11 protein-coding genes are annotated in these 15,963 nt (G+C 36.1%); 4 read left to right on the forward strand and 7 right to left on the reverse strand.

The genetic code is table 11. From position 1 onward, the window contains the following. Window position 1: 1 nt before the first annotated feature. Window positions 2–1,402 (reverse strand): aspartate kinase, encoded by a 1,401-nt coding sequence (locus tag ACT5E3_RS14920; RefSeq protein WP_444994338.1) that lies wholly within the window; start codon window positions 1,400–1,402, stop codon window positions 2–4. Next, window positions 1,395–2,591, reverse strand: a complete 1,197-nt coding sequence (gene metB / locus ACT5E3_RS14925; RefSeq protein WP_444994339.1) for a cystathionine gamma-synthase — start codon at window positions 2,589–2,591, stop codon at window positions 1,395–1,397. Before metB ends, ACT5E3_RS14920 begins: the two co-directional genes overlap by 8 nt. A gap of 176 nt (window positions 2,592–2,767) precedes the next feature. On the opposite strand from metB, the gene metJ reads away from it, so the two are divergent. Continuing rightward, the gene (metJ, locus tag ACT5E3_RS14930) at window positions 2,768–3,064 is read left to right on the forward strand and encodes a met regulon transcriptional regulator MetJ (protein WP_444994340.1); all 297 of its coding nucleotides are present in this window, start codon (window positions 2,768–2,770) and stop codon (window positions 3,062–3,064) included. Window positions 3,065–3,133: 69 nt separating this feature from the next. On the opposite strand, the gene cysK is transcribed toward metJ, so the two are convergent. Next, complete coding sequence (cysK, locus tag ACT5E3_RS14935; protein WP_444994341.1) at window positions 3,134–4,090, reverse strand: cysteine synthase A; 957 nt, start codon at window positions 4,088–4,090, stop codon at window positions 3,134–3,136. 31 nt (window positions 4,091–4,121) lie between these two features. Beyond that, the gene (cysG, locus tag ACT5E3_RS14940; protein ID WP_444994342.1) at window positions 4,122–5,543 is read right to left on the reverse strand and encodes a siroheme synthase CysG; all 1,422 of its coding nucleotides are present in this window, start codon (window positions 5,541–5,543) and stop codon (window positions 4,122–4,124) included. A 238-nt stretch (window positions 5,544–5,781) separates the two neighbouring features. Between cysG and ACT5E3_RS14945 the strand changes: the two genes are divergently transcribed. Together ACT5E3_RS14945 and metH are read left to right on the forward strand one after the other, a co-directional pair. Beyond that, a complete protein-coding gene (locus ACT5E3_RS14945) occupies window positions 5,782–6,777 on the forward strand; it encodes a LysR substrate-binding domain-containing protein (protein ID WP_444994343.1) in 996 nt (331 codons plus the stop codon). A 41-nt stretch (window positions 6,778–6,818) separates the two neighbouring features. Then, window positions 6,819–10,511, forward strand: coding sequence for a methionine synthase (gene metH, locus ACT5E3_RS14950; RefSeq protein ID WP_444994344.1), 3,693 nt, complete (start codon window positions 6,819–6,821; stop codon window positions 10,509–10,511). 108 nt (window positions 10,512–10,619) lie between these two features. On the opposite strand, the gene ACT5E3_RS14955 is transcribed toward metH, so the two are convergent. Next, window positions 10,620–12,986, reverse strand: coding sequence for an EAL domain-containing protein (locus tag ACT5E3_RS14955; protein WP_444994345.1), 2,367 nt, complete (start codon window positions 12,984–12,986; stop codon window positions 10,620–10,622). 341 nt (window positions 12,987–13,327) lie between these two features. Here ACT5E3_RS14955 and ACT5E3_RS14960 point away from each other — a divergent pair, with 341 nt between their 5' ends. Beyond that, window positions 13,328–13,762 (forward strand): hypothetical protein, encoded by a 435-nt coding sequence (locus ACT5E3_RS14960; RefSeq protein WP_444994346.1) that lies wholly within the window; start codon window positions 13,328–13,330, stop codon window positions 13,760–13,762. A 42-nt stretch (window positions 13,763–13,804) separates the two neighbouring features. On the opposite strand, the gene ACT5E3_RS14965 is transcribed toward ACT5E3_RS14960, so the two are convergent. After that, the gene (locus ACT5E3_RS14965) at window positions 13,805–15,352 is read right to left on the reverse strand and encodes a transglutaminase family protein (protein ID WP_444994347.1); all 1,548 of its coding nucleotides are present in this window, start codon (window positions 15,350–15,352) and stop codon (window positions 13,805–13,807) included. Window positions 15,353–15,390: 38 nt separating this feature from the next. After that, entirely contained in the window at window positions 15,391–15,819 is a 429-nt protein-coding gene (locus tag ACT5E3_RS14970) for an acyl-CoA thioesterase (RefSeq protein ID WP_444994348.1), read from the reverse strand. Between the last annotated feature and the right edge of the window lie 144 nt (window positions 15,820–15,963).

Raw genomic sequence — 15,963 nt, forward strand, 5'->3', positions numbered from 1 at the left:
GTTAGTTCGCCCCTATAGCCAAATGGTTAAAGTTAATTTCGTTATTGATATTTGAAGACTGCTCATTAGCAATTTCAAAGCAAATAGCATAAATACTATTTAATAACTGATGAACATTATTATTTCGAACAATTACACTAGCGGTTTGATTGAATTGACTAGTAATCAATTCTGCACCTGTTTCTTCGTTCTTTAAATATTGGTTGAGTTGTCCTAATAAAGCTTTGTTGCTAATTAATTGCTCACCAACAATAGATATTACCGAACAAACTTCAGTATTCGTTTTAAATTTTACACTTTGTTGAATTAGTGTTTTCTTCGCTTTTTCTAATTCATCTTTTGGAATTAAAATAAAAATATCATTTGAACTACAGTTCACATCAACATAACTGATATGTTGTTCAAATAAGTATTTCAAAATAGACTCTTTATTATGCTCAAGAGTATTTTCAAGACCGATATAAAGTGAAACTTGTTGTTGCTTAATCGCGACTGATTTCACCGCTTCACCAGCATAAAAGTCACCAATACAAGTTCCGTTTTGCTCCGGCTCAATCGAAGATTTAACTCTCAACCCTATTTTCTTCTCAATTAAAGGATTAATCGTTTTTTGATGTAATACATTAGTACCAATAGACGCTAGTGACTTGGCTTCTTGATAACTGAGCATTTCAATGGGATAAGCGTGTTCTATCAACCGGGGATCTGCAGTATAAATACCACAGACATCAGTCCATAAAGTGACCGTTTTAGCATTAGAAAAATAAGCGATTAAGCTCGCAGAATAATCACTACCATTCCGCCCTAAGGTAATTGTTTGCTCGTTTTCATCACTAGCAACATACCCAGTTAGCACAACTCGCTTACCAAAATTACCATAAGTACTTTTTCTAAAACCACGTCGGTAATAATCAGCATCGAAGCACTGGTGACTATCTATTGAATGAGCCTTCAATACATCTCTAGAATCAATAAAGAGTGCAGGAACACCGGACTGTTCAAGTAGCTCAACCAATAGTTTTGCAGACCAGAACTCACCAAAAGCAAGAACTTCATCCTGAATTAAGTTTTTAACTTTTAGCTCAGATAAAGCAACTGTAAACCCATTAACTAAATCCGTTGGATTGTTAATCAGTTGTGTTACCAAATTACAATAAAACTCGCTAATATTACCTAAGGCAGTATCATTACCATTTAAAAACTCAACCAACCAATCGGTCATGTCTCCGTTAGCAGAAACAACAATAATATCTTCAATGCTAGTATATTGTTCAATAATATTAACAACACCTAAAAGCCTCTGTTTCGAGGCTAGACTTGATCCACCAAATTTATGTACATCAATAACTGAACATCCTGAAGTTAATCGTTCAGGTTGTTCATTGGTGATTAAATTAGCCATTTGAAACATCTCTTACTTCACCCAATCGACACTGGGCAAAACCATTTTCCAAATCAGCTACCAGATCCTCGATATTTTCAATACCAATAGACAATCGTAGTAAGCTCTGTGAGATTCCAGCAGTCTTTTGATCTTCTAAAGCAACGGCTGCATGGGTCATGGTAGAAGGATGACAAATTAAACTTTCGACTCCTCCTAAAGATTCTGCTAATGAGAAAATATCTAGCCCTTTAAGAAAACGCTCTGTATCTTCTACGTCTCCTTTTAACTCAAAAGAAATCATAGCGCCAAAACCTGATTGTTGACGAGCAGCAATTTCATGACCTTCATGATTTTTTAAGCCTGGATAATAAACTTTTTCAACTTGTGGGTGCTGTTCAAGGTATTCAGCAACCTGCTGGGCATTTTTATTGTGACGCTTAATTCGAACATCTAGTGTGCGTAAGCCACGCAAAATTAAAAAACTATCAAAAGGTGCGCCAGTAATTCCGGTACAATTTGCCCACCATTTTAAATCTTCATAAAGTGCTTCATCTTTTGCAACAACAGCGCCACCAACAACATCACTATGACCATTAATATATTTAGTCGTTGAATGAACAACAATGTCAGCGCCAAGCTCTAAAGGTTGCTGTAATATTGGAGATAGAAAAGTGTTATCAACAACAACAATAGCACCTTTCTCTTTTGCCAAACGACTCACTTTTTCAATATCAACCAAGCGGAGTAATGGATTACTTGGTGTTTCAATCCAAACCAGTTTAGGGTTATTCTCTAAAGCGGCTAATAATGCGTTTTCATCAGTTTGATCGACAAAATCAACATCGATTAAACCACGTTCACGAAATGAACGAAATAAACGAAAGCTTCCACCATAACAATCATGTGGCGCTAAAACTTTTTCACCAGCTTTTAGTAACTGTAAAACTAAAAATATTGCAGACATCCCGGTCGAAGTAATTACCCCGCCAAAGCCATTTTCCAAATCGGCCATTGCCTGACCTAAAATTTGCCGAGTTGGGTTACCTGAGCGAGTATAATCAAACTCTCTAGGCTGATTAAATCCCGCAAAACTATAGTTAGAAGATAAATACAGAGGCGGTGTAATGGCACCATGCTGAGTGTCAGTTTCAATACCTGCACGTACAGCAATAGTTTCCAATGATGTTTTATTCGTTGTTTCGCTCATGTAAATCCCCTTTGAAAGTTCAATTTATTACTCAAATAGCAGATTATACGTTTTTACGTAAAGCCATTTGGACGTCTATACACCCAGCAGTATATTTGTTATTTTTAATTTGTCAAGATGTTTAGATGGCTAAAATAGTGTAAAATGCATGTAATCACTAAATTTACGAGGTTTGTATGGCAAAAGAATGGGATGGGGAGTTTATTAACCCTTATGTCGAACACGGTGAGAAAAAAGACAATGTGAAGAAAATTACCGTTTCTATTCCGTATTCAGTGCTAAAAATTTTGACTGATGAGCGTACTCGCCGACAAGTATCAAATCTAAGGCACGCAACGAATAGTGAGCTTCTTTGTGAAGCGTTTTTGCATGCTTATACAGGTCAACCGCTACCAGATGATAATGACTTATGCAAAAACAAAGAAGATTATGCCGAACGGATGATGCGTGAGAAAAAACTAGGTACAAGCTAACCACCCTGCTCTTTCCCAACCAATACTATCAGTCGGTAAAGAGCGGGCAGTTATTAATAACCAGATAGACTACTTTATTGTTTGAAGGATATCGTCATCTGAACCTTCGGCAATGCCATCAAACAAGAATGTGCTTAAATAACGCTCACCAGTGTCGGGTAACATCGCCAAAATTGTCGCTCCCTCATTGGCATTTTCTGCCACTTTCAGTGCAGTTGCAAAAGTAGCTCCCGCTGAAATACCACAGAATATACCTTCATTCTTCGCTAATGCTAGTGATGTTTCTTTCGCCAAATCATCATTAACAGGCAATACTTGATCAATGACGTCACGATTCAATACATCAGCGACAAAGTCAGGAGTCCAACCTTGAATCTTATGTGGAGCCCATTCTTTACCACTTAATAAAGCCGCTCCCTCAGGCTCCGTTCCAATAATCTGAATATCTGGACGAGCAGCTTTTAATACTTCACCAACCCCAGTAATAGTGCCACCAGTACCATAGCCACTAACAAAATAATCTAAACGCTCTCCCGCAAAGTCACGTAAAATTTCTGGAGCGGTTGTGTTTCTGTGATATTCTGGATTTGCGGCATTTTCAAATTGACGAGCTAAAAACCAGCCATTTTTCTCAGCTAATTCTGCTGCAACTCTCACCATACCGGTTCCTCTTTCTGCTGCCGGAGTTAATACAACTTTAGCGCCTAACGCTCTCATGACCTTTCTTCGTTCAACAGAAAAAGTTTCAGTCATTACCGCCACAAAAGGATATCCCTTTGCTGCACATACCATTGCTAATGCTATACCAGTATTACCAGAAGTTGCTTCAACAACCGTTTGACCTGGCTTTAGTGTACCTTTTTGTTCAGCGTCATTAATAATGGCATAAGCAAGACGATCTTTCACTGATGCTAATGGATTAAAAAACTCAGCTTTCACATACATATTGACATGCTTAGGAGCCAATCGGTTTATTTTTATAATTGGCGTATTACCAATAGTTTCAAGTATCGAATCGTATTTCATGATATTTTACCTACATTATTATAATTAAAATTTAAAATTCTTGATTGGCGACTTGGTCATAATGAGTTCGAGTATCAATCAGCTCACCTGAATGATACCAATTTAGCTCAGAAGCCAATTGTACAACATTACCGACAATAATCAGCGCTGGTGCAGCCACGCTGTTGTCTTTAATAATTTCAGACAACTCATTTAAATGTCCAATCACAACCCGTTGTTCAGACGTTGTACCTTTTTCAATAACAGCAACGGGAGTATTAAAAGCTAGACCATTTTTTACCAATAAATGACTAATTTTTTCACTTTGCATCAGACCCATATAAAAAACTAATGTCTGATTGTCTTGCGCCAAGCTCCTCCAATTCACTTTATTTTCATCATCTTGCTCATGAGCAGTCACTAAGCGAATAGATTGAGCATAATCTCTATGGGTCAGCGGTATACCAGCATAACTTGCACAGCCAGAAGCAGCCGTTATACCAGGAACCACTTCATAATTAATTCCATACTTGGTTAAATATTGCAGTTCTTCGCCTCCACGGCCAAAAACCATGGGATCTCCACCTTTTAAACGGACAACTGAAAGCCCTTTTTGAGCATAATCGACCAACAATTGATTAGTTTTTTCTTGTTTAACAAAATGTCGGCTAGAACGTTTTCCAACGTAAACTAAAGTAGCATCTTTTCTAATATTATCTAAGATCTCTTGACTTACTAATGCATCGTAAAGCACAACATCCGCTTTCTGAATAACTTTGAGTCCTTTTACCGTTAACAAGTCAACCGCTCCTGGGCCTGCGCCAATTAAATAGACTTTTCCGGCTTTTGACGACTGCTTTTCATAACTTTCAAATAACTTTTTAGATGACTGGTTTAACTGGTTCTCGTCTTTTAAAGCTGTTTCAATGAACCATTCAGAAAAACCTCTTTTGTCTTTAAAATCAGTAAAGCTCTTTTTTATCTTTGGTCTCAATGACTTTAACTTATCAAGTAGGCTACCTAGAGACAAAGGAAGCAGCCACTCTATCTTCTCTCTGATTTTACGTGCTAATACGGGGGAAATACCTGAACTAGAAACCGCAATTAATAAAGGTGAACGATCAATAACAGCAGGCATTATAAATGTGCTTAATTCTAAATCATCAACGACATTGACCCAAACATTCAACTTTTGAGCGGCTATGCTCACTTGTCGATTTACCATACGATCATCAGTAGCAGCTACAACCAGATAGCTATTTTTAATTAAATCGGGAGTAAACGCACCATGAATAAGTTCCAACTGATGTTGTTCTGCTAACGCTAGTATTTCTTCGGAAAACTCAAGACTGACTAATGAAATAACACTCTTTGCTTTGAGCAGGTGCTTTAATTTTCTAGCGGCAACTTCACCACCACCAACAATCAAGCAATGACGCCCTTGCATTTGTACTGTGATAGGTAAGTAATCCACGCTCGTATTCTCTTAAAATAATTCGGATAGCCATAAAACCACTTTCTTGCAAAAATCAGAAATAGAGAATTGCTCTTTGAACATAACTGTTGGTAATACCGCTCAACTAAAGGGCCTCGGCTAGTAAAATAGCCAATTAATATCTATTATTAATAAGTGTTGCTATTAAATCACAACAATGTTACATTTGCGCCATCTGTACGTCTGGACGTCCAAAATCTTTTGAGCAGTATAAACTATGAAATTACATCAATTAAAGTATTTGGTTGCGATTGTTGATAACAACTTCAACATCACAGCTGCTGCCGAAAAGATATACACCTCACAGCCCGGAATTAGCAAACAGCTTAAACTATTAGAAGATGAGTTGGACTTAAAAATTTTTGAACGTAGTGGTAAACAGCTGATTGGGTTAACCGCTTTAGGAGAAGATGTAGTCAAACACGCTCGTCGCTCTCTTCAAGAAGTTGAAAATATTAAACGACTAGCTGAAGATAAAAATAAAATTGAAACAGGCAGCTTTAGTTTAGCCACTACACAGACTCAGGCAAAATATGTTTTACCTGAGGTTTTTAAACGCTTTCACGCAAGATACCCTAGTTTACAGATAGATATCCAACATGGCTCTGCTGAGCAAATGAATGAACAACTTGAAAAAAAGCAAATAGATTTTGCTATTGCATCAGATAATTCAAGTTTATCGCCTGATATCATAAAGATCCCCTGCTATCACTGGGATCGAGTTGTAATATTTCCCCAAGACCATCCTTTGGGTGATTTAACCAAACCCACATTAACCGATTTGGCTAAGTACCCAATAGTGACTTACAAAGAGCCTACCGTTGGTGAATCGAGCTTGGTCAAAGGCATGAAAGCAGAAAATTTAACACCGAATATTGTGTTTACAGCTAGAGATGCAGATGTCATAAAAACCTATGTACGTAATGGTATGGGAATTGGCATTATCGCCAGCATGGCATTCAATCCTAAAGTCGATAATGACTTAATCGGTTTTTCTGCCCAATCCATTTTACCTCGCTGCACTACCTGGCTAGCTTTTAATAAAAATTTACTACTTCGCAGCTATATGTACTGCTTTATAGAGCTATTTGCCCCACATATTACACGTGAATGGCTCAGTGGTTATATCAATAAAGAAATGACCGCCGAACAAAGCAATTCCATTGAGAACAACGAAAACCCTTTACCAATGCATCGTATGTGGCACATATAAACCGATACACTTCCCTTAATTATAAAATTGATATCAAAACAATGACTGATCAAAGCGAACTATTAAAACAACTATTAAATCAGCGCATTTTATTATTAGATGGCGCTATGGGAACGATGATCCAAGCTTACGATTACCAAGAAGCTGATTATAGAGGAGAAAGATTCAAAGACTGGCATTGCGATCTAAAAGGCAATAACGATCTATTAAGCCTTACTCAGCCAGAAACTATCAAATCAATCCACCGAGCCTATTTAGAGGCAGGCTCCGATATTATTGAAACGAATACATTTAATGCGACAACAGTTGCTATGGCTGATTATGATATGCAGGCCATCAGCAAAGAAATCAATTTTGAATCAGCACGTATTGCTAAGCAGGTTGCAGAAGAATTATCTACTCCTGAAAAGCCACGATTTGTTGCAGGTGTACTTGGACCAACCAACAAAACCAGTAGTTTATCTCCAGATGTCAATGATCCAGGCTATAGAGCGATCAACTTTAAAGAACTCAAAACAGCCTACTATGAATCAACCAAGGCTTTAGTTGAAGGTGGCGCTGATATTATTTTAATTGAAACAATATTTGATACTTTAAATGCAAAAGCGGCAATTTATGCTGTTGAAGAATATTTTGAAAATGAAAATGTAAAACGCCCAGTAATGATATCAGGCACAATAACAGACGCTTCAGGAAGAACATTAACCGGACAAACAACAGAAGGTTTTTATAATTCACTACAGCACGCTAAACCCATCAGCTTTGGTTTAAACTGTGCACTAGGCGCACAAGAACTTAGACCTTATATTGCAGAACTTTCTCGAATTGCAGACTGTTATGTATCCGCTCACCCAAATGCAGGGTTACCCAATGAATTTGGCGGGTATGATGAAACTCCAGAAGACATGGTCAACGAATTATCAGAATGGGCTGACTTAGGCTTATTAAATATTGTTGGCGGATGTTGTGGAACAACGCCAGAACATATTCGAGCTCTGAATACTTTAGCTGAAAAACATACACCACGTCGCCTTAATCAATTACCACAGGCATGTCACCTATCAGGACTAGAAGCATTAACCATTGATCAACAAAGTTTGTTTATTAACGTAGGCGAAAGAACAAACGTTACTGGTTCTGCAAAATTTCTGCGTTTAATTAAAGAGAATGATTTTGAAACAGCCCTTGATGTGGCTCGCGATCAAGTTGAAAACGGTGCGCAAATAATCGATATCAACATGGATGAAGGCATGTTGGATTCAGTAGAAAGTATGAAACGCTTTCTTAACCTGATTGCAGCAGAACCAGATATTTCCCGTGTTCCCATTATGCTTGATTCATCTAAATGGGAAGTAATCGAAGCAGGTTTACAATGTATTCAAGGCAAAGGGATTGTTAATTCTATTTCTTTAAAAGAAGGTGAAGAGCAATTTATTGAACACGCAACAAAAGCACGTCGTTATGGTGCGGCAGTAATTGTTATGGCTTTTGACGAAAGTGGACAAGCTGACACTTTTGAACGCAAAACAGAAATATGTAAAAGAGCTTATGATGTTTTAACCCAAAAAGTTAATTTTCCTGCCGAAGATATTATTTTTGATCCCAATATATTTGCTATTGCAACAGGTATCGAAGAGCACAACAACTATGCTGTTGACTTTATTGAAGCAACTCGCTGGATAAAACAAAATCTTCCTGGCGCGATGGTATCAGGTGGAGTATCGAATGTTTCATTTTCATTTAGAGGTAACAACCCTGTTCGTGAAGCCATTCATGCCGTTTTTCTTTACCATGCTATTGAAGCAGGTATGGATATGGGAATTGTCAACGCCGGACAGCTTGAAGTATATTCAGAAATCGATCCTAAATTAAAAGAAGCTGTTGATGCAGTAGTATTAAATACCGACCCAATGGGTACAGAAAAATTAGTTGATATTGCAGAAACATTCCGCAGCGGCGGCTCAAAAGAAAAAGAAGACAACCGACTTGCTTGGCGAGAACAACCCGTTAATAAACGAATTGAACACTCTTTGATAAAAGGTATTACTGAATTTATCGAAGAAGATGTAGAAGAAGCAAGGCACCAATTTGACAGACCTTTGCATGTTATTGAAGGTCCTTTAATGGATGGTATGAACGTTGTTGGCGATCTATTTGGTTCAGGTCAAATGTTTTTGCCTCAAGTTGTAAAATCAGCACGCGTGATGAAAAAAGCGGTTGCATACCTTGAACCATTTATGGAACAAGAAAAAATAGATTTAAACTTAACCGATACAACCAAAGGAAAAATTCTACTCGCCACGGTTAAAGGAGATGTACATGATATTGGTAAAAATATAGTGGGTGTTGTCTTGCAATGCAACGGTTACGAAGTTGTTGATCTTGGAGTCATGGTCAGTTGTGAAAAAATTATTGATACTGCAAAAAAGGAAAACTGCGATATTATAGGTTTGTCAGGTTTAATCACTCCATCCTTGGATGAAATGGTCTATGTAGCCAAAGAAATGCAGCGTAATAATCTAAATATTCCTCTACTAATTGGTGGAGCAACAACTTCAAAAATTCATACTGCGGTAAAAATTGAGCCTAATTATAAGCAATCGGTTACTTACATTATTGATGCGTCCAGAGTTGTTTCAGCAGCCAGCCAATTACTCAGTGATGAACATAAAGATAATTTTGTTTCTCAGGTAAAAGAAGAATATGAAAACTTGAGAGTACAAAGAGAAAACAAACAGACCAAATTGAAAATTACAGACTTAGATGAAGCTCGTCGCTTTAGAGCTGAAATAAATTGGGATAACTACCAGCCTACTACACCACAATTTTTAGGAGAAAAAGTCTTTGACAATTACCCGCTCGAAGAACTTATGGAACGCATTGATTGGACTCCATTTTTCCGCAGCTGGGAGTTAGCAGGAAAATATCCCAAAATTCTGGAGGATGAAGTTGTAGGCGAATCAGCTAGAAAACTTTATCAAGACGCTCAAGAGATGTTAGCAAAAATCATTGAGCAAAAATGGTTAACAGCTAAAGCAGTTATTGGTTTTTATCCCGCCAATAGCTCCGAGTATGATGACGTCGAAATTTATACCGATGAAAATAGAACAGATATCAAAACTAAGCTGCACTTTTTGAGACAACAAAAACAGACAAGAAAAGGAAAAGCAAATTTTGCTCTATCTGATTTTATTGCGCCTAAAGAAAGTAAAGTCTCTGATTTCATCGGTGGCTTTGCGGTAACGGCAGGTATCGGTATTGAAGAGCATGTTAAACGCTTTGAAGATGCACACGACGACTACTCCAGCATTTTACTTAAATCATTAGCTGATCGACTTGCCGAAGCTTTTGCAGAAAAAATGCATGAGTTAGTACGCAAAGAATATTGGGGTTATGTTGCAAATGAGAACCTGTCTAATGAAGAAATTATAGATGAAAAGTATCAAGGGATTCGGCCTGCCCCTGGTTACCCTGCATGCCCAGATCACACAGAAAAAGGTACATTATGGCAATTACTCAAACCAGATGAACGGATAGGACTTAATATTACCGAAAGCTTTGCAATGTTTCCAACAGCGGCTGTTTCTGGTTGGTATTTTGCTCACCCAGGCTCACAATACTTTGGCGTCGGAAAAATATCTAAACAACAAGTTGAAAGCTATGCAGCCCGTAAAGGTTGGGATATTGACACAGCTGAAAGATGGTTATCGCCTAACCTTGGATATGATCAATAATATAATAAAAACGTGAACAATAATAGTCGTTCGTACTCAATTAAAGCTAGTACGAACGATTCACTTAAATCAGCTTAACAGCCTCAAATTTCAATTATAATAATTTAATCACATACTTTCTGGTTTACCTAAATAAAAACCTTGTACTTGATTAATTCCTCTGGCCTGCAATAAATCAAGCTCTGTAGCTGACTCTATATGCGTTGCAATAACTTCAATATTATGTTGATTAGCAGTCTTAACAATAGCATCGATTAAATTTCTGCGAGGTATACTTGTAGCAAGTTCACGAGTTAATGAAGTATCAAGTTTAATTGCATCAATAGGCATTTGAGGCAGGTTAAGAACAGACTGTGTATTCATACCAAAATGACTAATCACAATACCAAACCCATAGCTTCTTAATTTTGATAAATGTTTTTTCCATTGAGAAAATTTAAACAAATCTTCTTCGCCTATTTCGAACCTTAAGTGTTGCGGTGTTAAACCAGAGTTATACCAAAGCTCAAAAATTTTATTTCTAAAATTTTGATCCGAAATAGCATCAACAGACAAACATAAACTATGCCACCCACCTTCCATTGCAGCATTATTTTTGCAATGTTCAATGAGTTTTTCAACAACCAAACAATCTATTTCTTTAATTACACCAAAACGTTTAGCATCAGACATAAAAATAGCCGGTGAAATTAAAGTATTATTTTCATTTAAACGCAATAAACAATTAGTACCCACTTGACACTTAATGTCATCAGCTTTAAATATAGGTTGATGCAATAAAGTGAATTTTTGTAATTTCATGGCGTTGCTTAAACGTTTAAACCAATTCCCTTGCTCTGTTACTTCAGTTTGATCTTTATCAAAAAAGTTCCACTGATTTCTACCTTTCCTTTTAGCTAGCTGGCAAGCCTGATCAGCCTGTGCTAATAACTCACCAATCGACTCAGCTTGAGCATTGACTTCAGTCAAACCAATAGATCCTGTCACTGAATAAACTTCATCTTTCCAAAACAAAGAAAACTCTTCTAACAATGTTCGATACTTTTCAGCTAAACCATGATACTCATTCGCTATTACTTCTGTTAACAAAATAACAAACTCATCTCCAGCTAACCTCCCTACATAATCAGTATCTCTCGAACGTGTCGATAAGTTTTCAGCTAAACCAACTAATAATTGATCACCAGCAGCATGCCCTAACTCATCATTAATTAATTTAAATTTATCCAAGTCAATAAATAATAACAAGGCTGTATCATTTGTTCTACGTATGCGATTAAGCTCTCGACCAAGTACCTCTTCAAAAGCATTTCGGTTAAATAACCCTGTTAAGTGATCATGATTTAAACGCCACTGCCAGTTTTTTTCTAATCTTTCTTGCTCTGAAATATCTCTAAATACAACAACGGCACCTTGATTATCATCTTTATCGCCAAGCCGAGTAACACTACATTCAACCGGAAATAAAGAACCATCCGAACGACGAAACAAAGTTCGCCAATCTCTTAGTTCATCTCCTAACATGTATGCTTGTTGCAAAAAGCAATGTTCAAAAGATGTTAGTTGTCCACGATTATCTGTTGGGTGTATGCACTCATGGGGAAAATAGCCAATTAAATCAACAACAGATTGTCCTAAAAAACTTAAAGCTCCAGGATTTACAAACTGAATTCGTCCATCGGGCGTTACCCCAAAAACTCCTTCTACAACCGAATAAAGCAAACCAATTAGTCTTGCACGCTCACTATCAACTTGTCGCTTTCCTTCAACCCCACGAATCAAAGCCCTTACTCTTGTTAAAAATAAGCCTGCTGACTCATTTTTAAACATACACTCACGGGCACCAGCATTAAGACATTCATCGACAACAGACTGTTTGTATTGGGCAGTTAAAATCGCACACTGCAATTCATGTGTCTGTTCACTATCTTTCAAAGTTTTACATAACTGAGCACCATTATCACCGGGCATAAAATAATCAATAATCGCTAAATCATATTTATTTTTAAGTGCTTTTTCGTACCCTTCCAATGCATTAGAAGCAACATCAACAACAAAACCATCCCGTTCTAAATGCTTACGATACTGCAATTGAACCGTTTTAGAATCATCTACCAACAAAATATAACCAAAAGTTTTATTTTGAGTTGATTTAAGAATTCGAGTAATAAAAGTCCTTAAGCGTAAAAGTAATTGCTCTTCAGACTGCTTTTTAAGTGACAAAATAGGTAGTTCAGGATATCTCAAAGAAAATCGGATCAAAAAATCCTGGAAAACAGAACTTGCAAAATCAACAACAATACCCATGGGAGCAGGGTTTAACTCAAGCCAACGCTGCAACTCGATAACAGAGCGAAAAACACGTATTTTAAGCTGATGCTTCTCTAACTGCTGAAATAAAATTTGATATTTTTCGGTATTTTCTAGTAAAACGACAATCACAGATATAGCACCAATATATTCCCCTTTAACCAAACTCCATGGTATTCCGAGCAAACAAGTTAAAGAAAAGATTCTACTGATTCAAGCTCACTGTAATTAAAGCAGCTATCACCTCTTTAACTTAATATTAGTCTAGTCTAAAAACTGAAAAATAAGTAAAAAAATTATAAATTTTAATAACTTGCATGAAGTAAAAGCATTGAAATTATTAACTTAAATACGTTTATTTCCCTTCTCACCATTGCAAATGAGAATAATTAGCATTGACATTTAAATTACAAATACATAATAATACCCCCTGCCTAAATAACTCCTGATTTATGCTAAATCTAATCGACAAATATAGACAATCTAATTAGTAATGAGAAAACATTATGGATATGTGGAAAAAAATAACAAGCGATGCACACCGCTTATTTAAACAGCGCCAATATCACTCCGCTGGGCACCTGTACCTCAAGGCGTTAGAAAGGGCCAAATTTATTTATTATCGCTGGTCAGCCCCAAAAGAAAGTATTGATTGCCTAGTTAATTCACATTTAAACATAGCCAATAACTTATTGCAGCTTACAGAATACAATACTGCCATAAAATATTTATTACAAGGGCATAGAATTTTTCAAACCATGCTCAATGCCAGTGATTCTGAGCAGGAAAACTACCAATACCTGACACAAGCAAAAGTTGAAATTGGTAACTCAATAGCAGAAATTATACAACAACATCCCAATGTTAAAATTTGTCAATCTTGTTACTTTGATATTTTTGGACATTCTCCAGACTACCAAAATATTTATCGAATTAATTAAAATATTCACCTCGTCTAAAATAGGCTAATGTTAGTAACTTTATTACCGTAAGTCAGGGTGACTCTCAATTTTTGCAAGGCGTGAATTGCAACGCTCAGTTGCACTTGCCTCAGCAATACACTGTTTTAAAACACTACTTGCGCCAGCCCAATTATTTTTCTTAACGAGGCTATTACTCCAATTTAAATAAGCACTTTGCAAATTAGAACGAAATACGTCAGCAGCTTTACCACTCATTTCTAACTCAAAAAAATCTTGATATATTTGAATAACTTTTGGCCAGTTTTTTTTATTCCAATAAAAACTAGCCCAACTTGAATAAATATTACGCAATATATTCATACAAGTATTTTCTACTTTACATAAACCTTCTTTTCCTGAGAACACCGCTCGTGCTCTTATAAAGTTGCTAATCGCCAAGTCTTTCTTAATTGATAAAGACAGTGCAAAATAAATATTGTTCTTTATTTTTTCATAGTCAACAATATCTTTATTTATAGTATCTAAAGTAAACCAAGCTAGCTCGTTACCAAATTGAAGCCTTTGGTTTTTAATTGCAGATATAATTTGTTGATATCTAATCCACCCCATCATATTTTGAGTTTCTAAATCACCATTAAAATTTAATATTTCTCTTTGTAAATAAGGCGTTATATGTTCATACATCCGATCGAGTTTTTTATAATCACCAAGCTTTTTTAATCGTTCATACTCTCTCATATAAAAGCTAAGACGTTGCATATGTAAATTATAGTTATCTGGAGATAATTCTGACATAATCTCAATTAATCTCATTCGATCAACATAATCCATTCGCCCAGGCTGGTTATGTTGATTACGCATATTTTGTACCCCCATTTGAAATGGTGTAATCTTTTCACGTGCAAGATAATCCTCATAAGTAGACGGGCTTAAACCTCTATTAGCAAACCAATTATCTGTATTTTCTTGCTGATAAAAATCCTCATCGTGAAGCCAGCCAAAACCAGATGCCGATGTTGTTTCCACTTCAACAACATCACCATTATCTAAGTCAAGCTCAATAAATATATGAGAGGGCATCATTATTCCACGCACGTGAAATCCCATTTTATTGGCTAACACTGAAAATAATAAAGATGAACTAACACAGTTATATTTTTTACTACGAAAGACTTCACTCAGTTGGCTTTGCTCAAAATCATAACCACTATCATCGTTTATATCGACATTTTTATTAAGAAAAAAATCACGATGCATTTTTTGATGTAGCTTTTCAGCTCGTTCGCGTAAGGGTAAATCTAATGCTCCTTCAGCAATAAATTGTTCAACCCATTTATCCAGCTTGTGCTTAATAATTTCATACTCATGCCAATCCCTAACATCACCGGAAGAAACCAAATAGAGTTGTAAAAGGTTTTCAGGAACACTTCTTCTCGCTCTATTTTGCTGATTTAATAAGTTAATTTCGAGCTTAGTTAAATGGCTCCATAAAGGATATTGACTATTGGCGTGAGCTGAATAATTATTGGCTAATAGCTCTCCTCCACAGACATAAAAGAGTAAAAATAAAAATTTTAAAAAAAATATGTCTTGTAATCTATAATTCATAAAAATGAAATCTAAAAAGAATTAATAAAAACTGAAAACTATTCATTAATATTTTTTTCTATGCGATTAATATTAGAAATAATCTCTTCAGGAATATTACAGCTCTCCCTCTTTGTATAATCAAAATAAATGATTTCACCACTACCTTCGGCAGCAACCTTTTGATATTTCTCACTAAAAATAGAGTAAAGCATGGTAAATCGTTTTTTTCTTATCGAACTCACACATGTAGACAAAATAATACTATCAGGAAAAGTTAGCGGGGTAATATACTTACATTCAGTTGTGCCTAAAATTGGCCCAACATTAAATTGACTCATAAAACGATTAATGCCTGTTTTTTCAAAATATTCAATGCGTATATTTTCAAAATATTTAAAGTAAACAGTGTTGTTAACATGCTGAAAAGCATCCATCTCTCCCCAAGCAACAGTTTGAGCCATTGTTGTAAGAAACTTCTCTTTCATACAAACCTCATTTTAAATCGTATGTAAATTCAGTTAACAACTATTATAAATCTACCAGTATACTTTCAAACAAGTTGAATTAAATCATTATAAGAGGGACTCAATTTATTAAAAGCCAAAGTTCTTCGGGTCGCTTCTTCTAGC

It is taken from the genome of Aliikangiella litoralis (assembly GCF_052495765.1).

Excerpts from the sequence above, each read along its gene's own strand:
- ACT5E3_RS14920 (WP_444994338.1), bottom strand. The coding sequence starts at position 1,402 with ATGGCTAATTTAATCACCAATGAACAACCTGAACGATTAACTTCAGGA.
- metB (WP_444994339.1), bottom strand. The coding sequence starts at position 2,591 with ATGAGCGAAACAACGAATAAAACATCATTGGAAACTATTGCTGTACGT.
- metJ (WP_444994340.1), top strand. The coding sequence starts at position 2,768 with ATGGCAAAAGAATGGGATGGGGAGTTTATTAACCCTTATGTCGAACAC.
- cysK (WP_444994341.1), bottom strand. The coding sequence starts at position 4,090 with ATGAAATACGATTCGATACTTGAAACTATTGGTAATACGCCAATTATA.
- ACT5E3_RS14945 (WP_444994343.1), top strand. The coding sequence starts at position 5,782 with ATGAAATTACATCAATTAAAGTATTTGGTTGCGATTGTTGATAACAAC.
- metH (WP_444994344.1), top strand. The coding sequence starts at position 6,819 with ATGACTGATCAAAGCGAACTATTAAAACAACTATTAAATCAGCGCATT.
- ACT5E3_RS14960 (WP_444994346.1), top strand. The coding sequence starts at position 13,328 with ATGGATATGTGGAAAAAAATAACAAGCGATGCACACCGCTTATTTAAA.
- ACT5E3_RS14965 (WP_444994347.1), bottom strand. The coding sequence starts at position 15,352 with ATGAATTATAGATTACAAGACATATTTTTTTTAAAATTTTTATTTTTA.
- ACT5E3_RS14970 (WP_444994348.1), bottom strand. The coding sequence starts at position 15,819 with ATGAAAGAGAAGTTTCTTACAACAATGGCTCAAACTGTTGCTTGGGGA.